Below are 22,652 nucleotides of genomic sequence, written 5' to 3'. Positions count from 1 at the left end.
AGGGACTCTGATTCTTCACCAGCGAAGCTGTCTCAATCCTGTACGTAATGCTGCAAACCGGCCACCAGGGCGTCAAAGGTGACGCGGCAGCGCGGGCTGTTGCGCAGGTCTTCGTGCATGGTGACCCAGGTGTCCAGTTGCAGGGCAAATGCGTCCGGCAGCACTCGGCTCAGGCGGGCGTCTTGCCGGGCCAGTTTGACCTGGCAGCCACCGATACCGGCACCGGCGCGGATCAGGGCCAGTTGTGCGAGGTCGCTGTCGCTGCTGAGGGAAAAGGCGCTGCGCTCGAAGCCTTTGACGGCCAGGCTGCGGATGAAGGCGCTTTCCTGGTCGTAGCCGATGACTGAATGAGCTGAGAGATCATTCAGGCTCTGGGGGATGCCATGTTGTTGCAGGTAGTCGTTGCGCGCATGCAGGCCGACTTCAATAACGCCGATCCTTTTCGCCAGAAGTTGTTCCTGGCTGGGTCGGACCATTCGCACAGCGATGTCTGCCTCCAGTTGCAGCAGGTCCAGCAGGCGATTGCTCAGCACCAGTTCGACCTTGAGGTGCGGGTGCTGTTGGCGCAGGCGGGTGATGATCGGCGGCAGGACTTCCACGCCGATCACTTCGCTGGCAGACACTCGTACCACGCCGCGCACTTCGGGGCCTTGGGGCGACGCGGCGCGCTCGAGTGCGGCGGCGGTGGTTTCCATGGTTTCGGCATGGGTGCGCAGGGTGAGGGCGACCGCCGTGGGCAACAGGCCGCTGGCGGAGCGGGTGAACAGCACCACGTTGAGGGATTTTTCCAGCGCAGCGATGTGCCGCCCGACCGTGGGCTGCGTGATGCCGAGCTGCCGTGCGGCCCCCGACAACGATCCTTCCTTGAGTACCCCGAGGAACGACCGGTAAAGCTCCCAACCAATATTTGATGCCATGCATAAATGTATAGCGTCTGGATGATCTTCGGCAATTCCTCTATAGCTCGCCGGCGAACAGAATCGCCCCATCACACAACCCTCAGGGGAAAAAGCATGAACAAGGTTCTGGTAATGGGCGCGACAGGCGGGATTGGTGGCGAGGTGGCGCGGCAGTTGTTCGCTGCGGGCTGGCAGGTGTGCGCCCTGACGAGGGATGTGGATAAGGCTCACAAGCAGAATGCCGATTTCACCTGGATAAAAGGTGATGCGCTGAACCGTGGGGAAGTCGTCGCAGCGGCCCGGGGTTGTTCGGTGATCGTGCATGCGGTGAATCCGCCCGGTTACCAGCGCTGGGCGGAGCTGGTGCTGCCGATGATCGACAACAGCATCGCGGCGGCAGTCGCGGAAGGGGCGACGATTGTCTTGCCGGGCACGGTGTACAACTTCGGGCCTGATGCATTCGCGCGGTTGGAGGAAGATTCGCCGCAGCATCCCCTTACCCGCAAGGGCGCGATCCGGGTAGAGCTGGAGCAGCGTTTGCTTGAGGCGACCCGGCAGGGCGCACGAGCGCTGATCGTGCGGGCAGGCGATTTTTTCGGCGCCAAGGCCGGCAGCAGCTGGTTTTCCCAAGGCCTGGTCAAACCCGCAAAACCGGTGGCCAGCGTGAGTTATCCGGGAGCACCAGGCGTGGGGCATCAGTGGGCTTACCTGCCTGATGTGGCGAGGACCATGGTCGAGTTGATTGCACGCCGCGACAGCCTTGATGCCTTCGCCCGCTTTCATATGGCGGGGCACATAGATGCCGATGGTCGGCAGATGAGCCAGGCGATTCAGCGGGTGGTGTCACGCAGGACCGGCCAGCAGCCTTCTGTACGTGCTTTCCCGTGGTGGCTGCTGAAACTGGCCGCGCCCTTTGTCACCACCTTCCGCGAGATGCAGGAAATGCGTTACCTGTGGCAAACCGAGGTGCGCATGGATAACGGCCGTCTCGTACAGATATTGGGCAGCGAACCGCACACGCCTTTGGACGAGGCGGTTGAGGCGACATTGGTGGGTATCGGCTGCTTGCCTAAGCGCGCCTGATCAGCCGTACATACACCGCGATATTGATCAACAGCACCAGCGCGCCCAGCCCCAATTGAATCTGCGGCGTCAGCCCGGCCGGGTAGATCAGGGTCAGGATGTAATGCTCGATAAAGCCGCCGCCATATCCGTCCTGCCCGGCCAAATGACGAAACAGATTTTCCCAGCGGGTCAGCGGGCAGGGCAGATGGAACACTTCAACGGCAACGCCCCACGCGGCGGCAGGCAAATGCAGCCACATGACCGGTCGCCATTTGAGGGCGAGCAAACCGCCAAACAGCACGAACAGAATGAACGACAAATGAAACAGCACCAGGCCGTCGGCGGCGAAGCGGTAGAGCATGATGGGGTTCGCTTTTTGAATGGATCAGGTCCCGAATTCTTCCTTCAGGAACTCGATAAACACCCGCAATTTCTTCGGCGTGTTCGTACGGTTGAAGTAATACAAATACAGCGCGCTGTGGGCAATCCAGTCGTCCAGCACCTCCACCAACTCACCGCGTTGCAGGTATTGCTCGACGCTGGAGCGCGCCACGTAGGCAAAGCCAAACCCGTCCAGCGCACCGCGCACCATCAATTCAACATCGTTGGTCGCCAGCCGGCCTTTTACCGTAACCCGCATCTGCTTGCCGGCTTTTTCAAAGTCCCAGCGGTGCAGCGAGCCGGTCTGCGCGCTGCGGTAGTTGACGCACTCATGCTCGAGCAAGTCGTGGGGATGAGTGGGCAGTTTGCGCCCCTGCAAATACTGCGGCGTGGCGACGATGACGAATCGCAACTGCGTCGCCACCGGCACCACCACCATGTCTTCGGCCAGCACATGGTCGTAGCGGATGCCCGCGTCAAAACCCTGGGCGACGATGTCCACCAGGCTGTTGTCCACCGCCACTTCCAGGTTGATGCCCGGGTATTTGCGCAGGAAGCGCTGGAGCAACGGTTGCAGGACCATTCGGCTGGCGGTGGAGGGAATGTTCAGGCGCAAGGTGCCGGCGGCGTCGACCGTCGCCGCTGCTACGCTGTGCAGGCTGGTTTGCAGTTCTTCCAGCAGCGGCGTGATCTTCTGGATCAACTGCTCGCCGGCCTCGGTCACGCTGACGCTGCGGGTGGTGCGGTTGAGCAGTTGCACACCCAACTGTTTCTCGAGGGCGCGCACGCGATGGCTGACGGTCGACACCGACAGGCTGCTGGCGTCGGCCGCCTGGGTGAAGCTTTTCGAGCGGGCGACCTGCAGGAACAGTCGCAACTGCTGAAAATCGGGCGTGTCCATTGTGTGGTATTTCCGAAAGGGCCTTGTGGATTATGCATCTTTTTAGCAAGAACAGCGGCGCGCATACTTTTCCTACACACACGAGGATTGGCCCTTTATGACGACTTCCACCGCAAAACCCGTCTGGTTCATCACTGGCTGCTCCACCGGTTTCGGCCGCCAGCTGGCGTTGCACACCCTGAGCCTCGGCTACCCGACCGTGGTCACCGCGCGTAATCCGCAGCAGGTGCAAGACATCGTTGCCGGTCACGAAGAAAACGCCCTGGTCCTGACGCTGGACGTTACCGACCAGGCCCAGGTCGAGGCGGCTGTCAAAGCGGCTGAAGAACGTTTCGGCCATATCGACGTACTGGTCAACAACGCCGGTGTCGGCTACTTCGGCTCCTTCGAAGAAAGCGACCTGGATGACGTGCGCAACATGTTCGAAATCAACGTGTGGGGCTTGAGCGCCATGACCCGCGCGGCCTTGCCCGGCATGCGCGCCCGGCGCTCGGGCAGCATCGTGAACATTTCCTCGGTGGGCGGTGTGGCGGCGTTCCCGTCGCTGAGTTTCTACAATGCGACCAAGTTTGCGGTGGAGGGCCTTTCCGAGGCGCTGTCCCAGGAAGTCGCGCCGTTGGGGATCAAGGTGTTGCTGGTCGAGCCGGGCCCGTTCCGCACCGACTGGGCCGGGCGTTCGGCCAACGAGGCGGCTCACGGGATTGCCGACTACAAGGAAACGGCGGTGGCACGGGCCAATATGGTTCGCAACTACAGCGGCAAGCAGCCGGGTGATCCGGTGCGCGCGGCGATTGCCATCGTCAAGGCGGTGGAGGCTGAGCAACCGCCATTGCGCCTGTTGCTGGGCAAGGCTGCGTTGACCTTTGCGCGGACCAAGGTGAAGGCGCTGAGTGCGGATTTTGATGCGTGGGCTGAGGTAACTGAGGGGGCGGATTTTCCCGAGTGAAGCACTGACTGGATTCGGCACAAGGCCGTAACGGTTGCTTGCAGGTAACGCTGGCCGTTATTGTGCTGAATCCTTTTAGTCCTTTTGCCCACGGATCTGTAGTGATGAATGCACCGCGTACCGCTGTCCCGATCAAGGCTGTCATTTTCGATATGGACGGGTTGTTGCTGGACACAGAAGGCATCTACACCGAAGTCACACAGATCATCGCCGAACGCTATGGCCGTACCTATGACTGGGGGATCAAGCAGCACATCATTGGTCGCGGCGCCCAGGACCTGGCGGATTACGTGGTCAAGGCGCTGGACCTGCCGATTACCCCCGCAGAATTCCTGGTGATCCGCGAGCCGCTGATGAGCGAGCGTTTCCCCAAGGCCTTGGGCATGCCGGGTGCTGAGGCGCTGGTGCGGCACTTGAAGGCGCATAACATTCCGATTGCCGTGGGCACCAGTTCGTCGCGCAATTCGTTTGGCCACAAGACCACGTTGCACCGTGAGTGGTTTGGGTTGTTCGACACCATCGTCACGGCGGATGACCCGGAAGTCGGGGCGGCCAAGCCGGCGCCGGATATCTTCCTGACGGCGGCGCGCCGCTTGGGTGTGGCACCGGAGGATTGCCTGGTGTTTGAGGATTCGCCGTTTGGCGTGACAGCGGCGAAGGCTGCGCACATGACCGCGATTGCGGTGCCGGATGAGGCGATGGCGGACAGCAAGTACCACCATGCCGACCAGATTATTCGCAAGTTGGCTGACTTTGATTTGGCGGCGTATGGCTTGCCGCCGATGCGTTGATCCCTCTGAAGCCACTGGATTAAAAATGTGGGAGCGGGCTTGCTCGCGAATACGGTGTGTCAGCCGATACATGTGCTGACTGATCCACCGTATTCGCGAGCAAGCCCGCTCCCACATTTAGTCCTGCGGTGCCTTGGGCAAGGTCTTCTGCCGCAAAATATAAACCGTCACCAACACCGCACTGGTCAGCATGAACCCTCGCGCCCAGATCAGCGGCACCAGGTAGCAGGAAAACCCGATACTCACCCACATCAACCCAATGGCATACACCTTGCCCTTGAGCGGAATCCCGTTGCCATCCAGGTAGTCACGAATCCACGGCCCCAGGCGCGGGTGTTCCACCAGCCAGTGGTAGAAGCGCGGGGAGCTACGGGCAAAGCAGGCGGCAGCCAGCAGAAGGAAGGGGGTAGTGGGCAGCACCGGCAGGAAGATGCCGATTACCCCGAGCGCCACGCTCAACCAGCCGATGGCCAGCAGAACGTAACGCAGGATCGCGGAACGGTTGCCCATGGGCGCCACGGGCAACGGTCTTAGTGGTGGCGAGGCTTGAGGATCGCCGGCTTTTCGTCAGGTGCGTTGCACAGCAGGTACAGGGCGGTCAGCGCTTCCGGGATCTGAACGATCATGTCGTCCATCAGGTTGGCGTCGGCGGCGATGTCGGAGAACTCAGGTTGCTCGTCGAACAGGCCGGAACCGACCATGATCGGCAGCAGCATTTCGCTGACTTCTTCTTCAGCCGTTTCGAACCAGGCCTCTTCACGCAGGAACACGCCTTCCATGAAACCGATGCACCAGCCGCGCAGTTCGGAGTCGTCCGGGTCTTCGCCCAGGTCCAGGTCGCAAGGCAGTTCGAACTCTTCATCGGAAGCCAGTTGGCGGCCAATGTGAGCCTTGAGGGCCAGCAGGGTCGATTCGATTTCTTCGCGCTGGGCGGCATCACTGTAGTGAGGCTCTTCGGAGAACAGGGCGTCGATCCATTCACGGTCGGGAACGACATCGGAGCAGATCGACAGCGCGGTCAGATAGCCGTGGGCGGCCACGTAGTCCAGCGCCTCGTCGTGCAGCTCATCGGCATCGAGGAAGGCTTGCAGGCGGGTTAGTTGCTCAGCGAAGGACATTGACGGACTACCTTGGGAATAAACGATGGGCAATTCTAGGCTTTCTTGAGCTGCCAGGCCAGCCGCAGCACAGATTTGAGAGGTATTTGAGCCCGGCGGCAATTCACCAACGGCACCCTTTGCCGGGTAACGCTCGGGTATACTGCCGCGTTTTGTGATGCCCCTGCAGGCCAAGCGCCAGTCGCGGGAAAAGTTCGCTTACGGATTATTTCCCGCTCAAGCGTGTTTTTTCGACCAGCCTGTACAGAGGGATTTCGGCGATATTTGGAGTTTTTCATGCTCGAGCAGGCTCAACGCGTCCTCAAGGACATCTTCGGCTACGACAGTTTTCGTGGCCGCCAGGGTGCGATCATTGAGCGCGTGGCCAACGGCGGCGATGCCCTGGTGCTGATGCCTACCGGCGGCGGCAAGTCGCTGTGCTTCCAGGTACCGGCACTCCTGCGGGAAGGGCTTGCGGTGGTGGTGTCGCCGTTGATCGCCCTGATGGACGACCAGGTGGCCACCCTTGAAGAGCTCGGCGTGGCGGCCGCTTCGCTGAACTCCACCCTCAGCGCCGAACAGCAGCGTGACCTCGCCGCCCGGATCAAGCGCGGCGAAGTGAAGATGCTTTACCTCGCCCCCGAGCGCCTGGTGCAGCCACGGATGCTGGCGTTCCTGCAGAGCCTGGAAATCGCCCTGTTCGCTATCGACGAAGCCCACTGTGTGTCCCAATGGGGCCACGATTTCCGTCGTGAATACCTGCAACTGGGCCAACTGGCGGAACTGTTCCCCAACGTCCCGCGCATCGCCCTGACCGCCACCGCCGACAAGCGGACCCGCGAAGAAATCGTCGAGCGCCTGCACCTGCAGAACGCCGAGCGCTTCCTCTCGAGCTTCGACCGGCCGAATATCTTTTACCGCATTGTGCCCAAGGAACAGCCGCGCAAGCAGTTGCTGGCGTTCCTCTCCGATCGGCGCAGCGACGCCGGCATTGTCTATTGCCTGTCGCGCAAGAAGGTCGATGAGGTCGCCGCATTCCTCAGTGAACAAGGCTACCCGGCACTGCCGTATCACGCGGGTTTGCCCAACGAACTGCGGGCCTACCACCAGAAGCGCTTCCTCAACGAGGAAGGCCTGATCATGGTCGCCACCATCGCGTTCGGCATGGGCATCGACAAATCCAACGTGCGCTTCGTGGCCCACATGGATTTGCCCAAATCCCTTGAGGCGTACTACCAGGAAACCGGGCGTGCCGGCCGTGACGGCCTGCCGGCGGATGCGTGGATGGTCTACGGCCTGCAAGACGTGGTGATGCTCAAGCAGATGCTGCAGAACTCCGAAGGCGACGAGCGCCACAAGCGCCTGGAACAGCACAAGCTCGACGCGATGCTGTCGCTGTGTGAAGAAACCCGCTGCCGTCGCCAGACCTTGCTCGCCTACTTCGACGAAGACATGCCCAAGCCCTGCGGCCACTGCGACAACTGCGTGGACGGCGTGCAGACTTGGGACGCCACCGAGCCGGCGCGCCAGGCGTTGTCGGCGATCTACCGCACCGGTCAGCGCTATGGCGTCGGCCACCTGGTGGACGTGTTGCTGGGCAAGGACAATGAAAAGATTCGCAGCTTCGGCCACGAAAAACTCTCGGTCTACGGTGTGGGCAAGGCTCGCGCCGAAGGCGAGTGGCGCTCGCTGTTCCGGCAGATGGTCGCCCGTGGCCTGGTGGACATCGACCTGGAAGGCTACGGCGGCCTGCGCCTGAACGACAGTTGCCGGCCGCTGCTCAAGGGCGAAGTCAGCCTGGAGCTGCGCCGCGACCTCAAGCCGCAAACCACCGCCAAGAGCAGCACCAGCCAGGCCAGCCAACTGGTGCGTTTCGAAGAGCGCGAACAGTGGGAAGCCCTGCGCGCGCTGCGTAAGAAGTTGGCGCAGGAACACAGCGTGCCGCCTTACGTCATCTTCCCGGACTCCACCTTGCTGGAAATGCTCCGCGACCATCCCACTACCCTCGGCGAGATGGCCAGGGTCAGCGGCGTCGGTGCGCGCAAGCTGGAGCGTTATGGCCAGGCCTTCCTCGAAGTGCTCGGCGGCCAGGTCGAGGCGCCGAAAGAGGTCGCCGACATCCGCCACGAGTTGATCAGCCTCGCCCGTGCCGGCATGACCCCGATCCAGATCGCCGGGCAGCTGCAGTGCTCGGAAAAGAACGTCTACACCTTGCTCGCCGAGTCCATTGGCAAGCAGCAGTTGTCGTTGGAGCAGGCCCTTGATCTGCCGGAAGATTTGCTCGGTGAAATCCAGGATGCATTCCTGGATGGAGAAGGCGAATTGCCACCCGTTTCCGAGATTGCGCCGCTGTTTACCGGCCGCGTTCCCGAGGGCGTTTTGTACTGCGTAAGGGCCGCTTTGCAGTCGGAATTCGAGATTTGATGTGCCAATTACGACAATGTAACGAATCAGTACATACCGGGTCTTGCCTACTGGCATGGGTCATGCTTAGCTGACTAATAATTAGCCACACTTTATTTTCAGTCTAATCCATGAGTTTTTTATGCCGTTAACCGATCAACACCGTTTTGGCATGCAGTTGGCGCATATGTCCCGAGGATGGCGTGCCGAGCTGGATCGCCGCTTGGCAGGTTTGGGACTGTCCCAGGCACGCTGGCTGGTGCTGCTGCACCTGGCCCGTTTTACCGAACCGCCTACCCAGCGTGAGCTGGCGCAGAGCGTCGGGGTAGAGGGGCCCACCTTGGCCCGTTTGCTCGACAGCTTGGAAAGCCAGGGCCTGGTGCAACGCCAGGCCGTGGTGGAAGACCGCCGCGCCAAGCGCATTGTGCTGTGCGACACCGCGAAGCCGCTGATCGAGCAGATCGAGACCATCGCCACGGCCTTGCGCCATGAGCTGTTTGTGGGGGTTGATGAAGAGGATCTGCGGGTGTGCATGCGGGTGCATGAACACATCCTCGGAAATCTCGAGAAGTCCTGACCCCAGGTACACAGAAGATCAAAAATGTGGGAGCGGGCTTGCTCGCGAAGGCGGAGTGTCAGTGAATACATGTGCTGACTGACACACCGCCTTCGCGAGCAAGCCCGCTCCCACATGGGTTTTGCGGCGTAGTTAGAAGGTTTGCCCCAGGTTCAGGTACACCGCCTGCTGACTGTCATCGTTAAACCCATAACTGAAATTCAACGGCCCCAGCGGCGTATCAAACCCCAGGAAAATACTGGCGGCGTTGATGTACCCGCTGTCGTATTCATTGTCGTTGTTCCAAGCCCGCCCTCGCTCCAGTGATGCGCCCAGGTACAACGGGAAATCCAGCGGCAAATAAGACCGCGGCGTCAGCCGGCGATAGTAGACCGCGCGCATCAGGCTGATGTTCTGCCCGGCAATCGCATCCTCCCGGAAGCCCGACAGCTGCCGCGCGCCCCCCAGCAGGAAGCTGGAAATCACCACGTCCGACTTATCCAGGGTGCGCCCATAGCGCCCGCCGAGGATCAGCGTGTCCGGCCCGCTGCTCATGGCTTTGTCCAGCTTGAACTCCCACTGGCGATAGCGCTGGTCCGAACCCAGCCCCGGTTCGAACTCCCGGAAGGCCAGGCCAATGTCTTCGCCGGTATGGGGGAAGTACACGTTGTCGAACGAGTCGAAGGAGTACTTCAGCTCATAGAAACCCTCGCTGAAGTTGATGCTCGGTGAATTCCGGTCGCCAATGCGCACATCCGCCTTGCCCCAGGCCTCGCCGACGCCGAAACGAATCTCGCCGCTGTTGCCGATCTGCCGGCCCACGTTCAGGCCGAAGCCGTAGCGTTCCAGGCGGTATTCGGAGATCGGGTTATTGTCTTCAATCAGTTCGACGTTCTGCGCCTGGGCACTGATATAGGGCGCGACGAAGTAGCGTGAACCGGTGTCCATCGGCTGATAGAACTCGCTGTACAACTCCTGCTTGTCCCCGATCTGCACCCGCGTCAGCCATTCGGCGCCGAGGCGGTTGATGCCGTTCATGCGGTAGCTGGCGCCGAGGTTGAAGGCGCTGTCGCCGCGCATGTCATCCGACAGGTTCAGGCCCAGGCGCAGGTAGTCGGTGCCGCTGCGTTTGCCCCGGGCACTGATGACCAGGGTGTTGTCCTTGCCCTTTTTCACCACGCGGTATTGCACCTGTTCGAAGTAATCCAGGCCGTACAGAGTGCCCATGTCGGTTTGCAGGCGGGCCAGGTCCAGGGGCTCGCCGAGGTTCTGGCGGATGTAGTAGCGGATCACCTCGTCGCCCACCTTGGAGTCGTTCTCTACCTTAATTGCGGTGATCACCGGGTTGCGCTCGCCGGGCGTTCGCGCGGCCACCAGCGACGGGTCCACCGGTTCGGCCGGGCGCAGGTGCGCCAGGCGCACGTCGAGTGCGCGGGTGGCGCGGTAGCCCGCGTCGATCATGTCCTTGGCGCGCCCGAAATCCGTCACCCCGTAGGCGGCCAGGGGCGGCTGGATCAGCACGTCGCGGGGCGCCAGGGCCTTGAGTTGTTCTTCGGAATTGCGCCGGGTCATCAGGGTGATGGACTGGTTGAGCACGTCCACCACGGTGTTGAGTTGCTTGCGTGAGCGCAGCGGGGTGCCGATGTCGACGACGATGGCGATGTCGACCCCCATTTCCCGCGCCACATCCAGCGGGATGTTATCGGTCATGCCGCCATCCACCAGCAGCCGGCCATCCAGCTCCACCGGGGCAAATACCGCCGGGATCGACATGCTGGCGCGGATCACCTGGGGCAGGTGGCCTTTGCGGAACACCACTTTTTCACCACTGGTGATGTCGGTGGCCACGGCGCGGAAGGGGATCGGCAGCTTGTCGAAATCCCGCACGTTACTGGTGTGAGCGAACATGCTTTCCAGCAGCAAGGCCAGGTTCTGACCCTGGATCACCCCCAGTGGCAGGCCGAGGCTGCCGTCGTCGCGGAAGCTGAGTTTCTGTTTGACCAGGAAATCCCGGTCATCCTGCTTGCGCCGGAATGGCACGTCTTCCCGCGGTGGCGCGTCAGACAGGGCGAGCTTCCAGTCGATGTTCAGCGCGAGTTTTTCCAGCTCGTCGATCTTGTAGCCCGAGGCGTACAGCCCGCCGATCACCGCACCCATGCTGGTGCCGGCAATCGCATCGATGTGGATGCCCTGTTCTTCCAGGGCCTTGAGCACGCCAATGTGCGCCAGGCCACGGGCGGCACCGCCGGAGAGCACCAGGCCGATCTTCGGGCGCGGGTTTTCGACGGCTTGGACGAGGACAGGGAACAGGCACAGCAACAGGCAGGACAACAGGCGGCGCATCATCAATCTCAAGGCAGGACGATAAAGGCCGGTATTATAGCCACTCGATCCTTTCAACCCGCCAAGCAGGAGCCAGTCAATTCATGTCAGCGGCCAAGCCCGAGATTGTCATCACCTATTGCACCCAGTGTCAGTGGCTGCTGCGCGCCGCCTGGCTGGCCCAGGAACTGCTGAGCACGTTCGCCGATGACCTCGGCAAAGTGGCCCTGGAGCCGGCCACCGGCGGTGCGTTTCGGATTACCTGCGACGGTGTGCAGATCTGGGAACGCAAGGCCGACGGCGGCTTCCCGGAAGCCAAGGTGCTCAAGCAACGGGTACGTGACCAGATCGACCCGCAACGGGACCTGGGGCATAACGACCGTACTCAGTGAACCTCGGCCGTGGTGGCCGGCTGCTTGGCCGGTTTGGCGCCGCCCATCAGCCCGGACACCACGATGGCCACGATGATCAGCGCGCCGCCCATCAGCATGCGCAGGGTTGGTGTTTCAGCAAACAGCAGCCAGGCCGCGGTGATGCCGTACACCGGCTCCATTGCAAACACCACCGCCGCCGTGCGCGCCTTGAGCACCGCGAGGCTGGCGACAAACAGGCTATGGGCCAGGCCGGTGCAGAACACCCCGAGCAGGCCGATCCACAGCCAGTCCAGTGGTCGCACTTCGGCCAGCCCGGGCGCGGCGACGGGCAACAGGCACAGCGCTACCACCACGTTCTGGCACAAGGCGGCCTGTACCGGCGGGATGCGCCCACTGGCGCGGTTGTTCAGCGACAGCAGCGAGAACAACAACCCGGAGCCGACCGCCCACAACAAGCCGCTGGTGGCCTGGCTGGCGAGATTGAAATCCGGCGTGACCAGCACCAGGCCGATGCTCACCAGCACCACCAGCAGGATCTCGTTGGCGCGAATCCGCTCGCGGAAAATCAGGCCTTCGAGAATCACCGTGAACGCCGGGAAGGTGGCGAAGCCCAGGGTGGCGATGGCCACACCGGCGACCTTTACCGCAATAAAGAAACTCACCCAATGCCCGGCCAGCAGCAGGCCGCTGACCAGCAGGCGGCGCCAGTCGCGGGCTTGCAGCTTCTGCCAGGGCGTGTTGCTGGCAAAGCGCGCAAAGATCGCCAGGGCAATGACCGCGAACGCGGCGCGGCCGAACACGATAATCGCCGGCGAAGCGGCCGCCAGTTTGCCGAACACACCAGTGAGGCCAAACATCAATGCGCCGATATGCAGGGCGCCGAGGGCTGTGCGGGGAGTCATTGCGATCCTTAAACGACGGGTTTACAGGATCGCAGTCTAGAGGGTTGCAGGCATTCGCGTCTGTCGTTGGGCTCGCGGCTTTTGTCGCAGGACTCTTGCTTGGTGAAGATCCCTGTGGGAGCTGGCTTGCCTGCGATGCAGACAACTCGGTCGTTCAGATAGCGCGCGGTGATGCTATCGCAGGCAAGCCAGCTCCCACACCGGGCGGTGCTCGTCTGAAGGCTCGGGGCGAGAGGCCAAACTCGCGCAACATCGCCGCAGCAAATGCACTTTGCGAACCATAGCCCACCCGCGCGGCAATCTCGCCGATCGGCAGCTGGCTGTCGCGCAACAGGCCGCGGGCCATCTGCAAGCGCCGGGTGCGTATGTAGTCCATCGGCGTCTGCCCGCTTTCCGCGATAAACCGTGCATGCAGGCGGGCGACGGACAGGTCGGCGAGCTTCGCCAGGTCCGCCACTTGCAGTGGGTGCGCGGCGTGCCGCTGGATATGCGCATCGAACGCGGCATAGGGCAGGCGCTTGCCCACCGGCGGCTGCGCAAGGTTGAGGCTGGCCAGCAGCAATACGGCGCCTTGCTGGGCGATCAGCGGGTCGTCCACCGGGCTGCTTGCCAGCCATTGCACCAGTTGGCTTTGGCGATTGTCGAGGGTCAGGTGTGCGCACCGGTCGAGCAAGCGGCGGCTGGCGTCGGCATGCTCCCCCAGGGACTGCGCCAGCCATTGCTCATCGGGCACGTCCAGCACCAGGCAGCGGCTGCCATCGCGACTGCGGCATGCGTGATGGGCGGAGTAGGGCAGCACCATCACACTGCTGTGCTGCACCTGGCCGCCCCGGCCATCCACCTCGAAGTCCAGGTGCCCGGACAGGCCAAACACCAGCTGTGCATGGTCGTGGCTATGGGCGATAGGCGCATCGGGGTAGTGGCGTAGCGTGAGGTTGGGTCTCATCGCAGTCTCCTGGGCAGGCCTGCAGTTTACATCGCTTCGCCGCCTGTGGGCGCTGTCATCAGACTGACGCAACACTGTCATGGGCTATTAATCCCGTGGGCGCAAGCTCGCGAAAACACCGTGAGGCATGCCCATGACCAGCGCCGAACTCGCCAAACCCAGCCGCAAGCAACGCGTGCGTACCCTGTGGATTTCCGACGTGCATTTGGGCACTCGGGATTGCCAGGCCGAACACCTCTCGCATTTCCTCAAGGGCTACCACGCCGACAAGGTCTACCTGGTGGGCGACATCATCGACGGCTGGAAGCTGCGCAGCGGCATGTATTGGCCCCAGGCCCACACCAACGTGATCCGCCGCCTGCTGACCATGAGCAAGCGCGGCACCGAGGTGATCTACGTCACCGGCAACCACGATGAATTCCTGCGGCGTTATTCGAAGCTGATCCTTGGCAATATCCAGTTGGTGGACGAAGCGGTGCACGTGACTGCCGATGGCCGGCATTTGCTGGTGATCCATGGCGACCAGTTCGACGTGATCACCCGGTATCACCGCTGGCTGGCGTTCCTTGGCGATTCGGCCTACGAATTCACCCTCACGCTCAACCGCTGGTTGAACCACTGGCGGGCGCGCTATGGCTACGGCTATTGGTCGTTGTCGGCGTACCTCAAGCACAAGGTCAAGACGGCGGTGAGCTTTATCAGTGATTTTGAAGAAGCGATCGCCCACGAAGTGACCAAGCGCGAGCTGCATGGCGTGGTGTGCGGGCACATCCACCATGCGGAGATTCGCAAGGTGGGCGAGGTGGACTACCTCAATTGCGGGGATTGGGTGGAGTCGTGCACGGCGCTGATCGAGCACTGGGACGGGCATATCGAGCTGTATCGATTGGCGGATGCCCAGGCGAAAGAGGCACAGCTAAAGGCCGAAATGGTCGCGGGCTAAGCCTCAAACCCACAGACTCACTCGGTCTAAATGTGGGAGCGAGCAAGCCCGCTCCCACATTTGGAGCCGGTTTCTTCAGTCAGGTGTGGGAAACATCCGCGATGGCTTCGGCCAACAGCGTCAACCGCGTCGCATCAATCCCCGCCACGTTCGCACGCCCGGAATTGACCATATACACGCTGTGCTTGTCCCGCAGTTGCTTCACCTGGTCCGCACTCAACCCGGTATAGGAAAACATCCCGCGTTGCGCCGCGATGTGCGCAAACCGCTCCGACAACCCATGGGGCGCCAACGCCTCCACCAGCCCGGAGCGCAACTGCGCAATCCGCGCCCGCATCGCTTCCACTTCCTCGGCCCACTGCTTTTTCAGCCCGGCGTCACCGAGAATCGTCGCCACCACAGCAGCACCATGGTCCGGCGGCGTCGACCACAAGTTACGCGCAATGAACGCCAGCTGGCTGCGCACATCCGTCAGTTTCTCGGCGTCCGCCGCGCACACAATCAACGCGCCGACACGGTCGCTGTACAAGCCGAAGTTCTTCGAGCAGGAACTGGTGATCAGCACTTCAGGCAGCTCAGCCGCGAACAGCCGCACGGCCCATGCATCCTGTTCCAGGCCATCGCCAAAACCCTGATACGCAAAGTCGATCAGCGGCAGCAACTGACGTTCCTGGACGATCTTCAGCACCTGGCGCCAGTCATCGTGGGACAGGTCGAAACCGGTCGGGTTGTGGCAGCAGGCGTGCAGCAGCACCACATCGCCTTTTGGCACGGTGGACAGGGTGGCCAGCATCGCCGCTACGTCCAGGCGATTGTCGCTGCCCACGTACGGGTAATGGCTGACCTTGAGCCCGGCCTTGGCGAAGATGGTTTCGTGGATCGGCCAGGTCGGGTTGCTCAGCCACACGCCGCGGCTAGGCAGGCTGTGGGCGATAAAGTCGGCGCTCAGGCGCAGCGCGCCGGTGCCGCCTGGCGTCTGGGTGGCGCCGGCGCGGCGCTCGCCCAGCAGTGGCGAACCGGCGCCCAGCACCAGCTCGCTGATCAGCGAGCCGAACGCGGCGTTGCCATGGCCGCCGATGTAGGTCTTGGTGGTTTGTTGCTCCACCAGGCGCTGCTCGGCCAGTTTCACCGAGTGCGGGATCGGCGTCAGGCCCTGGTCGTCCTTGTACACGCCCACGCCGAGGTCGAACTTGAGCGGGTTCGGGTCCTGGGCATACAGCTCCATCAGCCCGAGGATCGGGTCTCCGGGCACCCGGCCAATTGCGTCGAAATGCATTACTTGCGGCCCTCGGCATCCTTGGCCACTTCGTCGGTGCGCGCGGCCATGATGAAGTCGTTGCGGTGCAGGCCCTTGATGGAGTGGCTCCACCAGGTCACGGTGACTTTGCCCCACTCGGTGAGCAGGCCCGGGTGATGGCCTTCAGCTTCGGAGATCACGCCCACGGCGTTGGTGAAGGCCAGGGCGAATTTGAAATTCTTGAACAGGAAGACCTTTTCCAGCTGCATCACGCCATCGCGTACTTCGATGTTCCAGTCGGGGATCTGCTTGATCAGCACCGGCAACTCTTCGTCGCTGACTTGCGGGGCGTCGGCGCGGCAGGCTTCGCAGTGGGCTTGGTTCAACGTGGTCATGTGGGTATTCCTGAAATCGAGTATTTGGAAACGGTCGTCAGTAGCGTCACCCTAAAGCAACGCGGGGCCAGGGAACAGACTCACCTGCCCCTAAAAGCCGCAGTTCAAGCCGCTTTTGGCTTGGGCGGGAACTTCGGTGCGTGCAGCCCCAGCTGCATCCCGCGTTCGACCATACCCATGATGTCTTCCTGCGCCACTTCGAACAGGCGCTTGAGGTTGGGCAGGGCGAAGTACACGGGTTGCAGAATGTCGATGCGATACGGCGTGCGCATCGCTTCGAGCGGGTCGAAGGCTTGATGCTCGGGCACGTCCGAGAGGCAGTACACGGTCTCCTTGGGCGAAGACAGGATGCCGCCACCGTAGATGCGCCGGCCTTCGGGCGTGTCCACCAGGCCGAACTCGATGGTCATCCAGTACAGGCGCGCCAGGTACACGCGCTGTTCCTTGGTGGCGGCCAGGCCGAGCTTGCCGTAGGTGTGGGTGAATTCCGCGAACCAGGGGTTGGTCAGCAGTGGGCAATGGCCGAAGATCTCGTGAAAAATGTCCGGTTCCTGCAGGTAATCCAGCTCTTCACGGGTACGAATAAACGTCGCCACCGGAAACTGCTTGTTGGCGAGCAATTCGAAAAAAGTCTGGAAGGGGATCAGCGCCGGCACCCGGGCGACTTGCCAGCCCGTGGTCTCGGCCAGCACTTTGTTGACTTCCGCCAGCTGTGGAATGCGGTCGTGGGGAAGGCCGAGCTTGTCGATGCCGTCCAGGTATTCCTGGCAGGCGCGGCCCTCGATCACTTTCAGTTGGCGCGTGATCAGGGTGTTCCACACCGCGTGTTCTTCGGGCGGGTAGTCGATAAAACCGTTCGCGTCGGGCTCGCGGGCCACGTACTGCGTCTGCTTCATACTGCTCTCCTGCTAGGCATTCGTTCTTGTTATGTCCTGGGATGAGCCTATTGATACGCCGCCTGGGCCAGGAAGCCATCCTCCTGCGCCACGCTTTTGTAGGAAAAGTTACCGGTATTCGTAAAGTTTTCGTTACGGCTGAGGCGATTCGTTCTCCCTGTGGCGTATTTTGGGTGTGAATCGCCTCGCAGCTGTCACATAATCTTGACGATTATCTGCGGCCGGCGGCAAAAAGACGCAGCGACTCCACCTCTTCGGGCCTTCTCATGCGTATCAAAGTGCATTGCCAGAACCGCATCGGCATCCTGCGGGACATCCTCAACCTGCTGGTGGAGTACGGCGTGAACGTCGCCAAGGGCGAGGTCGGTGGCGAGCACGGCAACGCCATTTACCTCTATTGCCCGAACCTGGTGAACCTGCAGTTCCAGGCATTGCGCCCGCAGTTCGAGGCGATTGCCGGGGTATTTGGCGTCAAGCGGGTAGGGCTGATGCCCAGCGAGCGTCGGCATATGGAGCTCAACGCGCTGCTGGGGGCGCTGGAGTTTCCGGTGCTGTCCATCGACATGGGCGGCTCCATCGTCGCGGCCAACCGCGCGGCGGCGCAGTTGCTCGGAGTACGGGTGGATGAGGTGCCGGGCATTCCGTTGTCGCGCTACGCCGAAGATTTCGATTTGCCGGAACTGGTACGGGCCAGCAAATCGCGAATCAACGGCCTGCGGGTCAAGGTCAAGGGCGATGTATTCCTGGCCGATATTGCGCCGCTGCAATCCTCCGAGCATGACGACAGCGAAGCCATGGCCGGCGCCGTACTGACCCTGCACCGCGCCGACCGGGTGGGTGAGCGTATCTACAATGTGCGCAAGCAGGAGCTGCGCGGCTTCGACAGCATTTTCCAAAGCTCCAGGGTCATGGCTGCCGTGGTGCGTGAGGCTCGGCGCATGGCGCCGTTGGATGCGCCTCTATTAATAGAAGGCGAAACCGGCACCGGCAAAGAGTTGCTGGCCCGCGCTTGTCACCTGGCCAGCCCACGCGGCCAGTCGCCGTTGATGGCGCTCAACTGCGCCGGTTTGCCCGAGTCCATGGCCGAGACCGAGTTGTTCGGCTATGGTCCCGGCGCCTTTGAAGGGGCGAGGGCGGAGGGCAAGTTGGGACTGCTGGAGCTGACGGCGGGCGGTACGTTGTTTCTCGACGGCGTCGGCGAAATGAGCGCGCGGTTGCAGGTGAAGTTGCTGCGCTTTCTGCAGGACGGCTGCTTTCGCCGTGTAGGCAGTGATGAAGAGGTGTACCTGGATGTGCGGGTGATCTGCGCGACCCAGGTGGACCTTTCCGAACTGTGCGCCCGGGGCGAATTCCGCCAGGACCTTTACCATCGTCTCAATGTGCTCTCGCTGCATATCCCGCCGCTACGCGAGTGCCTCGACGGTTTGCCGCCGCTGGTGGAGCACTTCCTGGATCAGGCCAGCCGGCAGATCGGCTGCCCGCTGCCCAAGCTCGCACCGGCGGCGATGGAACGCCTCAGCCATTACCACTGGCCGGGGAATGTGCGGCAGTTGGAGAACGTGCTGTTCCAGGCGGTTTCGCTGTGTGAGGGCGGCACCGTCAAGGCCGAGCACATTCGCCTGCCGGACTATGGCGTGCGCCAGCCGCTGGGGGATTTTTCCCTGGAAGGCGGGTTGGAGGAGATCGTCGGGCGCTTTGAAAAGGCGGTGCTGGCGCAGTTGTATGCCGAGCATCCCAGCAGCCGTCTGTTGGGCAAGCGGCTGGGCGTGTCCCACACCACTATTGCCAACAAGTTGCGGGACTACGAAGTCGTCAAAGCCGAACGCGGTTAAGCCTGTGGGAGCGGGCTTGCTCGCGAATGCGGTGGGTCAGTCGAATTATCCGGTGACTGACACTCCGCATTCGCGAGCAAGCCCGCTCCCACATGGGTTCTTTGTCGGTCTTGATACCTGCACTTGCCGTTAGCGGCATAAGTCCGCCGTTTTTTCGACTCTCTTCCTACTGCCCTCAGCTGCCACCTGCCGGCAAACCCCCGCCCCGCCTGGACTTTTCCTCATTTCAAAAAGTTGGTTCGCAAATTGCTTAAGCCTCATCAGTACAGCGGTGGGCGGCAAGCGTCCGTCAGAAAGAGGAAAGAGCGTGGATAAGTACCTTTACGTGGCAATGACCGGCGCCAGCCAGAATGCACTGGCGCAGAAGGCCCACGCCAACAACTTGGCGAACGTTTCCACCAATGGTTTCCAGCGTGACCTGGAACAGGCGCGCTCGATGCCGGTGTTCGGTGACAGCTTTCCGGCGCGGGCCTTTGCCTTGACCGAGCGTCCAGGCACGGACTTTTCCCCTGGCGCGATGATTGAAACCGGCCGTGACCTCGATGTGGCCGTCAGCGGTGACGGCTGGATGGCCGTGCAAAACCCGGATGGCGGCGAGTCCTACGTGCGCAGCGCCAGCATGAACGTCGATGCGCTGGGCGTGCTGCGGGCCGGCAACGGTATGCCGATCATGGGCAACGGCGGCCCGATTGCCGTGCCGCCCCAGCAGCAGATCGAAGTCGGCCAGGACGGCACCATCAGCATCCGCGCCATGGGCGAAGGCCCGCGGGTGATGGCTGAAGTGGACCGGATCAAGCTGGTGCAGCCCGACCTCAAGAACATGACCAAGGGCCTCGACGGCACCATCCACACCAAGGATGGCCAGCCGGCCCAGGCCGATGCCAACGTCAAGCTGACGTCGGGCTTCCTGCAGGCGAGCAACGTGAACGCCGTCGAAGAAATGACGGCAGTCCTGGCCCTGTCCAAGCAGTTCGAATTGCACATCAAGATGATGAACAGCGCCAAAGAAGACGACCAGGCCATGACCCGCGTCCTGGCGATGAGCTGATAGCAGCCACACACTAATTTTTGTAGCGCGGCGCCATAAAACAGGCGCACGAAGGAGAAGAACATGCTTCCGGCTCTATACGTTGCCAAGACAGGCCTGTCCGCCCAGGACACCAACCTGACCACCATTTCCAACAACCTGGCCAACGTGTCGACCACGGGTTTCAAACGTGACCGCGCCGAGTTCCAGGACTTGCTCTATCAGATCAAGAAGCAGCCTGGCGCCCAGTCGACCCAGGACAGCGAATTGCCGTCGGGCCTGCAACTGGGTACCGGTGTGGCAATCGTTGGCACCCAGAAGAACTTCAGCGCTGGTAACTTGCAGCAGACCGGCCAGCCGCTGGACCTGGCAGTCAACGGCAAGGGTTTCTTCCAGATCCTGCAGCCGGACGGCACCACCACCTACACCCGTGACGGTACGTTCCACCTGGACTCCAACGGCCAGGTCGTGACCGCCAATGGCTTCGCGCTGGAGCCGGCGATTGTCGTGCCGAACAACGCCCAGACCTTCACCGTCGGCAACGACGGCACCGTGTCGATCACCGTGGCCGGCAACCCGGCGTCCCAGGTGATCGGCAACCTGCAAACCGCCGACTTCATCAACCCGGCCGGCCTGCAGGCGATCGGTAACAACCTGTTCCTGGAAACCGCGTCCAGCGGCGCGCCGCAAATCGGCACCCCGGGCCTCAACGGTTTTGGTACCACCCTGCAAAGCACCCTGGAAACGTCCAACGTCAGCACCGTTGAAGAGATGGTCAACATGATCACCACTCAGCGCGCCTACGAGATGAACTCCAAGGTGATTTCCACCGCCGACCAGATGCTTTCGTTCGTAACGCAGAATCTGTAATCAAGTCTATGGGGCGCCCTTGAAGGCGCCTGCAACACCGTGAGGTATGGGTCATGAATCGCTATGTTTCTGTTCTGGCATTGAGTGGGATTGCTGTGCTCGCGGGCTGTGTCGCCCCGACGCCTAAACCCAATGACCCGTACTATGCGCCGGTGTTGCCGCGCACGCCGTTGCCGGCGGCCGCCAACAATGGCTCGATCTACCAGGCCGGGTTCGAACAGAACCTGTACAGCGACCGCAAGGCCTTCCGGGTCGGTGACATCATCACCATCACGCTGAACGAGAAGACCCAGGCGAGCAAGAACGCCAACTCGCAGATCGGCAAGACCAGCAAGACCAGCATCGGCCTGACTTCATTGTTTGGCGGTGTACCGAACACCAACAACCCGCTGGGCAGCGGTGACCTGAGCCTGGACGCCGGCTACAGCGGCGACCGCGCCACCAACGGCAAGAGTGCGGCAGGGCAGGGCAACAGCCTGACCGGCTCGATCACCGTGACCGTGGCCGACGTGCTGCCCAATGGCATCATTGCCGTACGCGGCGAGAAGTGGATGACCCTCAACACCGGTGACGAACTGGTGCGCATTGCGGGCATGGTTCGCGCCGACGATATCTCCACCGACAACACCGTGCCGTCGACACGGATTGCCGATGCACGCATCACCTACTCGGGTACGGGTTCGTTTGCTGACGCCAGTCAGCCGGGCTGGTTTGACCGTTTCTTCCTTAGCCCGCTGTTCCCTTTCTAGGTGATCACTTTGAACTTCAAACAGCTGATGGCTGCGATGTTGCTGCTGGCCCTGAGCGCAGGCGCCCAGGCCGAGCGCTTGAAAGACATCGCGAGCATTTCCGGCGTGCGGTCCAACCAGCTGATCGGCTACGGCCTGGTGGTGGGGCTTAACGGCACGGGTGACCAGACCACCCAGACCCCGTTCACCCTGCAGACCTTCAACAACATGCTCTCGCAGTTCGGCATCAAGGTACCGCCGGGCTCGGGCAACGTGCAGTTGAAGAACGTCGCTGCGGTGTCCATCAGCGCTGACTTGCCGCCGTTCGCCAAGCCGGGGCAGGTGGTCGATATCACCGTGTCGTCCATGGGTAACTCGAAAAGCCTGCGCGGCGGCACCTTGCTGATGACGCCGCTCAAAGGTATCGACGGCAACGTCTACGCCATTGCCCAGGGCAACCTGGTGGTGGGTGGCTTTGATGCCGAAGGCCGCGACGGTTCGAAGATCACCGTCAACGTGCCGTCGGCCGGGCGGATTCCCGGTGGTGCCTCGGTGGAGCGCACCGTGCCCAGCGGCTTCAACCAGGGCAACAGCCTGACCCTGAACCTCAACCGCTCTGACTTCACCACCGCCAAGCGCGTGGTCGACAAGATCAATGAGCTGCTCGGCCCGGGCGTGGCCCAGGCCATCGATGGCGGCTCGGTTCGTGTGACGGCACCGCTGGACCCAAGCCAGCGTGTGGACTACCTGTCCCTGCTGGAAAACCTTGAGGTTGACCCGGGCCAGGCGGTGGCGAAAGTCATCATCAACTCGCGGACCGGCACCATCGTGATTGGCCAGAACGTCAAGGTTTCGCCAGCGGCCGTGACCCACGGCAGCCTGACCGTGACCATCACCGAAGACCCGATCGTCAGCCAGCCTGGCCCGTTGTCCAACGGCCAGACTGCCGTGGTACCCCGTTCGCGGGTGAATGCCCAGCAAGAAGCCAAGCCGATGTTCAAGTTCGGCCCCGGCACCACCCTGGACGAGATTGTCCGTGCGGTGAACCAGGTGGGCGCAGCGCCCGGCGACTTGATGGCGATCCTCGAAGCATTGAAACAGGCCGGCGCCTTGCAAGCCGACCTGATCGTGATCTGACGCC

At 62.1% G+C, this 22,652-nt stretch carries 23 protein-coding genes; 12 read left to right on the top strand and 11 right to left on the bottom strand.

Features of this window, described 5'->3' with window-relative positions; translation table 11 throughout:
- Positions 1-32: 32 nt before the first annotated feature.
- A complete protein-coding gene (locus tag HX821_RS00765) occupies positions 33-917 on the bottom strand; it encodes a LysR family transcriptional regulator (protein ID WP_087692749.1) in 885 nt (294 codons plus the stop codon).
- 96 nt (positions 918-1,013) lie between these two features.
- Between HX821_RS00765 and HX821_RS00760 the strand changes: the two genes are divergently transcribed.
- Entirely contained in the window at positions 1,014-1,982 is a 969-nt protein-coding gene (locus HX821_RS00760) for an SDR family oxidoreductase (protein WP_177035129.1), read from the top strand.
- Here HX821_RS00760 and HX821_RS00755 read toward each other — a convergent pair.
- On the bottom strand, positions 1,969-2,325 hold the full coding sequence (locus tag HX821_RS00755; protein WP_177008389.1) for a DUF2784 domain-containing protein: 357 nt from the start codon (positions 2,323-2,325) through the stop codon (positions 1,969-1,971). The two genes, HX821_RS00760 and HX821_RS00755, sit on opposite strands and share 14 nt — an antisense overlap.
- 24 nt (positions 2,326-2,349) lie before the next feature.
- Positions 2,350-3,246, bottom strand: coding sequence for a LysR family transcriptional regulator (locus HX821_RS00750; RefSeq protein WP_004371170.1), 897 nt, complete (start codon positions 3,244-3,246; stop codon positions 2,350-2,352).
- A 97-nt stretch (positions 3,247-3,343) separates the two neighbouring features.
- Here HX821_RS00750 and HX821_RS00745 point away from each other — a divergent pair, with 97 nt between their 5' ends.
- Together HX821_RS00745 and HX821_RS00740 are read left to right on the top strand one after the other, a co-directional pair.
- The gene (locus HX821_RS00745; RefSeq protein ID WP_087692746.1) at positions 3,344-4,192 is read left to right on the top strand and encodes an oxidoreductase; all 849 of its coding nucleotides are present in this window, start codon (positions 3,344-3,346) and stop codon (positions 4,190-4,192) included.
- Positions 4,193-4,296: 104 nt separating this feature from the next.
- On the top strand, positions 4,297-4,983 hold the full coding sequence (locus HX821_RS00740; protein WP_004371166.1) for an HAD-IA family hydrolase: 687 nt from the start codon (positions 4,297-4,299) through the stop codon (positions 4,981-4,983).
- A gap of 117 nt (positions 4,984-5,100) precedes the next feature.
- Here HX821_RS00740 and HX821_RS00735 read toward each other — a convergent pair whose 3' ends face one another.
- Together HX821_RS00735 and HX821_RS00730 are read right to left on the bottom strand one after the other, a co-directional pair.
- Positions 5,101-5,493 carry a YbaN family protein gene (locus HX821_RS00735; protein ID WP_177008388.1) on the bottom strand — a complete coding sequence of 131 codons (393 nt, stop codon included), beginning with the start codon at positions 5,491-5,493 and terminating at the stop codon, positions 5,101-5,103.
- Positions 5,494-5,513: 20 nt separating this feature from the next.
- Positions 5,514-6,101, bottom strand: coding sequence for a YecA family protein (locus tag HX821_RS00730; protein WP_004371163.1), 588 nt, complete (start codon positions 6,099-6,101; stop codon positions 5,514-5,516).
- A 276-nt stretch (positions 6,102-6,377) separates the two neighbouring features.
- On the opposite strand from HX821_RS00730, the gene recQ reads away from it, so the two are divergent.
- Positions 6,378-8,504 carry a DNA helicase RecQ gene (recQ, locus tag HX821_RS00725; RefSeq protein WP_004371161.1) on the top strand — a complete coding sequence of 709 codons (2,127 nt, stop codon included), beginning with the start codon at positions 6,378-6,380 and terminating at the stop codon, positions 8,502-8,504.
- Positions 8,505-8,625: 121 nt separating this feature from the next.
- Positions 8,626-9,060 carry a MarR family transcriptional regulator gene (locus HX821_RS00720; RefSeq protein ID WP_004371158.1) on the top strand — a complete coding sequence of 145 codons (435 nt, stop codon included), beginning with the start codon at positions 8,626-8,628 and terminating at the stop codon, positions 9,058-9,060.
- A 132-nt stretch (positions 9,061-9,192) separates the two neighbouring features.
- On the opposite strand, the gene HX821_RS00715 is transcribed toward HX821_RS00720, so the two are convergent.
- The gene (locus tag HX821_RS00715) at positions 9,193-11,382 is read right to left on the bottom strand and encodes a patatin-like phospholipase family protein (RefSeq protein WP_003214625.1); all 2,190 of its coding nucleotides are present in this window, start codon (positions 11,380-11,382) and stop codon (positions 9,193-9,195) included.
- A gap of 83 nt (positions 11,383-11,465) precedes the next feature.
- On the opposite strand from HX821_RS00715, the gene HX821_RS00710 reads away from it, so the two are divergent.
- The gene (locus tag HX821_RS00710; protein WP_003214624.1) at positions 11,466-11,753 is read left to right on the top strand and encodes a SelT/SelW/SelH family protein; all 288 of its coding nucleotides are present in this window, start codon (positions 11,466-11,468) and stop codon (positions 11,751-11,753) included.
- On the opposite strand, the gene HX821_RS00705 is transcribed toward HX821_RS00710, so the two are convergent.
- Together HX821_RS00705 and HX821_RS00700 are read right to left on the bottom strand one after the other, a co-directional pair.
- Entirely contained in the window at positions 11,747-12,637 is an 891-nt protein-coding gene (locus HX821_RS00705) for a DMT family transporter (RefSeq protein WP_003214622.1), read from the bottom strand. The genes HX821_RS00710 and HX821_RS00705 overlap by 7 nt on opposite strands.
- A gap of 154 nt (positions 12,638-12,791) precedes the next feature.
- Positions 12,792-13,583 carry an AraC family transcriptional regulator gene (locus tag HX821_RS00700; protein WP_003214620.1) on the bottom strand — a complete coding sequence of 264 codons (792 nt, stop codon included), beginning with the start codon at positions 13,581-13,583 and terminating at the stop codon, positions 12,792-12,794.
- Between the two features lie 133 nt (positions 13,584-13,716).
- Here HX821_RS00700 and HX821_RS00695 point away from each other — a divergent pair, with 133 nt between their 5' ends.
- Positions 13,717-14,526, top strand: coding sequence for a UDP-2,3-diacylglucosamine diphosphatase (locus tag HX821_RS00695; RefSeq protein WP_003214618.1), 810 nt, complete (start codon positions 13,717-13,719; stop codon positions 14,524-14,526).
- Between the two features lie 79 nt (positions 14,527-14,605).
- Here the strand turns inward: HX821_RS00695 and HX821_RS00690 are convergent, their stop codons facing one another.
- The 3 genes from HX821_RS00690 to phhA form a co-directional block, all read right to left on the bottom strand.
- Positions 14,606-15,802, bottom strand: a complete 1,197-nt coding sequence (locus HX821_RS00690) for an amino acid aminotransferase (protein ID WP_177035128.1) — start codon at positions 15,800-15,802, stop codon at positions 14,606-14,608.
- Positions 15,802-16,158 (bottom strand): 4a-hydroxytetrahydrobiopterin dehydratase, encoded by a 357-nt coding sequence (locus HX821_RS00685; protein WP_003214616.1) that lies wholly within the window; start codon positions 16,156-16,158, stop codon positions 15,802-15,804. The genes HX821_RS00690 and HX821_RS00685 overlap by 1 nt, the downstream gene beginning before the upstream one ends.
- Before the next feature lie 104 nt (positions 16,159-16,262).
- Positions 16,263-17,054, bottom strand: coding sequence for a phenylalanine 4-monooxygenase (gene phhA / locus HX821_RS00680; RefSeq protein ID WP_003214615.1), 792 nt, complete (start codon positions 17,052-17,054; stop codon positions 16,263-16,265).
- A 266-nt stretch (positions 17,055-17,320) separates the two neighbouring features.
- On the opposite strand from phhA, the gene HX821_RS00675 reads away from it, so the two are divergent.
- The 5 genes from HX821_RS00675 to HX821_RS00655 all read left to right on the top strand — a co-directional run bounded on the left by HX821_RS00675 (position 17,321) and on the right by HX821_RS00655 (position 22,648).
- Positions 17,321-18,886 carry a sigma-54-dependent phenylalanine hydroxylase transcriptional regulator PhhR gene (locus HX821_RS00675; RefSeq protein ID WP_003214613.1) on the top strand — a complete coding sequence of 522 codons (1,566 nt, stop codon included), beginning with the start codon at positions 17,321-17,323 and terminating at the stop codon, positions 18,884-18,886.
- 307 nt (positions 18,887-19,193) lie between these two features.
- Positions 19,194-19,934, top strand: coding sequence for a flagellar basal body rod protein FlgF (locus HX821_RS00670; RefSeq protein ID WP_003214611.1), 741 nt, complete (start codon positions 19,194-19,196; stop codon positions 19,932-19,934).
- Between the two features lie 63 nt (positions 19,935-19,997).
- The gene (flgG, locus tag HX821_RS00665) at positions 19,998-20,783 is read left to right on the top strand and encodes a flagellar basal-body rod protein FlgG (protein WP_003214609.1); all 786 of its coding nucleotides are present in this window, start codon (positions 19,998-20,000) and stop codon (positions 20,781-20,783) included.
- Positions 20,784-20,836: 53 nt separating this feature from the next.
- Complete coding sequence (flgH, locus tag HX821_RS00660; protein ID WP_003214607.1) at positions 20,837-21,532, top strand: flagellar basal body L-ring protein FlgH; 696 nt, start codon at positions 20,837-20,839, stop codon at positions 21,530-21,532.
- 27 nt (positions 21,533-21,559) lie between these two features.
- The gene (locus tag HX821_RS00655) at positions 21,560-22,648 is read left to right on the top strand and encodes a flagellar basal body P-ring protein FlgI (protein WP_032899355.1); all 1,089 of its coding nucleotides are present in this window, start codon (positions 21,560-21,562) and stop codon (positions 22,646-22,648) included.
- The last annotated feature ends 4 nt before the right edge of the window (positions 22,649-22,652 follow it).

This window comes from Pseudomonas sp. B6001 (assembly GCF_013386015.1).
Classification (GTDB): domain Bacteria; phylum Pseudomonadota; class Gammaproteobacteria; order Pseudomonadales; family Pseudomonadaceae; genus Aquipseudomonas.
This window is presented reverse-complemented; position numbering and strand designations above follow the sequence as displayed.

Bases quoted from the DNA above. Each gene is read 5' to 3' on its own strand.
- HX821_RS00765 (WP_087692749.1), bottom strand. From the start codon at position 917: ATGGCATCAAATATTGGTTGGGAGCTTTACCGGTCGTTCCTCGGGGTA.
- HX821_RS00760 (WP_177035129.1), top strand. From the start codon at position 1,014: ATGAACAAGGTTCTGGTAATGGGCGCGACAGGCGGGATTGGTGGCGAG.
- HX821_RS00755 (WP_177008389.1), bottom strand. From the start codon at position 2,325: ATGCTCTACCGCTTCGCCGCCGACGGCCTGGTGCTGTTTCATTTGTCG.
- HX821_RS00750 (WP_004371170.1), bottom strand. From the start codon at position 3,246: ATGGACACGCCCGATTTTCAGCAGTTGCGACTGTTCCTGCAGGTCGCC.
- HX821_RS00745 (WP_087692746.1), top strand. From the start codon at position 3,344: ATGACGACTTCCACCGCAAAACCCGTCTGGTTCATCACTGGCTGCTCC.
- HX821_RS00740 (WP_004371166.1), top strand. From the start codon at position 4,297: ATGAATGCACCGCGTACCGCTGTCCCGATCAAGGCTGTCATTTTCGAT.
- HX821_RS00735 (WP_177008388.1), bottom strand. From the start codon at position 5,493: ATGGGCAACCGTTCCGCGATCCTGCGTTACGTTCTGCTGGCCATCGGC.
- HX821_RS00730 (WP_004371163.1), bottom strand. From the start codon at position 6,101: ATGTCCTTCGCTGAGCAACTAACCCGCCTGCAAGCCTTCCTCGATGCC.
- recQ (WP_004371161.1), top strand. From the start codon at position 6,378: ATGCTCGAGCAGGCTCAACGCGTCCTCAAGGACATCTTCGGCTACGAC.
- HX821_RS00720 (WP_004371158.1), top strand. From the start codon at position 8,626: ATGCCGTTAACCGATCAACACCGTTTTGGCATGCAGTTGGCGCATATG.
- HX821_RS00715 (WP_003214625.1), bottom strand. From the start codon at position 11,382: ATGCGCCGCCTGTTGTCCTGCCTGTTGCTGTGCCTGTTCCCTGTCCTC.
- HX821_RS00710 (WP_003214624.1), top strand. From the start codon at position 11,466: ATGTCAGCGGCCAAGCCCGAGATTGTCATCACCTATTGCACCCAGTGT.
- HX821_RS00705 (WP_003214622.1), bottom strand. From the start codon at position 12,637: ATGACTCCCCGCACAGCCCTCGGCGCCCTGCATATCGGCGCATTGATG.
- HX821_RS00700 (WP_003214620.1), bottom strand. From the start codon at position 13,583: ATGAGACCCAACCTCACGCTACGCCACTACCCCGATGCGCCTATCGCC.
- HX821_RS00695 (WP_003214618.1), top strand. From the start codon at position 13,717: ATGACCAGCGCCGAACTCGCCAAACCCAGCCGCAAGCAACGCGTGCGT.
- HX821_RS00690 (WP_177035128.1), bottom strand. From the start codon at position 15,802: ATGCATTTCGACGCAATTGGCCGGGTGCCCGGAGACCCGATCCTCGGG.
- HX821_RS00685 (WP_003214616.1), bottom strand. From the start codon at position 16,158: ATGACCACGTTGAACCAAGCCCACTGCGAAGCCTGCCGCGCCGACGCC.
- phhA (WP_003214615.1), bottom strand. From the start codon at position 17,054: ATGAAGCAGACGCAGTACGTGGCCCGCGAGCCCGACGCGAACGGTTTT.
- HX821_RS00675 (WP_003214613.1), top strand. From the start codon at position 17,321: ATGCGTATCAAAGTGCATTGCCAGAACCGCATCGGCATCCTGCGGGAC.
- flgG (WP_003214609.1), top strand. From the start codon at position 19,998: ATGCTTCCGGCTCTATACGTTGCCAAGACAGGCCTGTCCGCCCAGGAC.
- flgH (WP_003214607.1), top strand. From the start codon at position 20,837: ATGAATCGCTATGTTTCTGTTCTGGCATTGAGTGGGATTGCTGTGCTC.
- HX821_RS00655 (WP_032899355.1), top strand. From the start codon at position 21,560: ATGGCTGCGATGTTGCTGCTGGCCCTGAGCGCAGGCGCCCAGGCCGAG.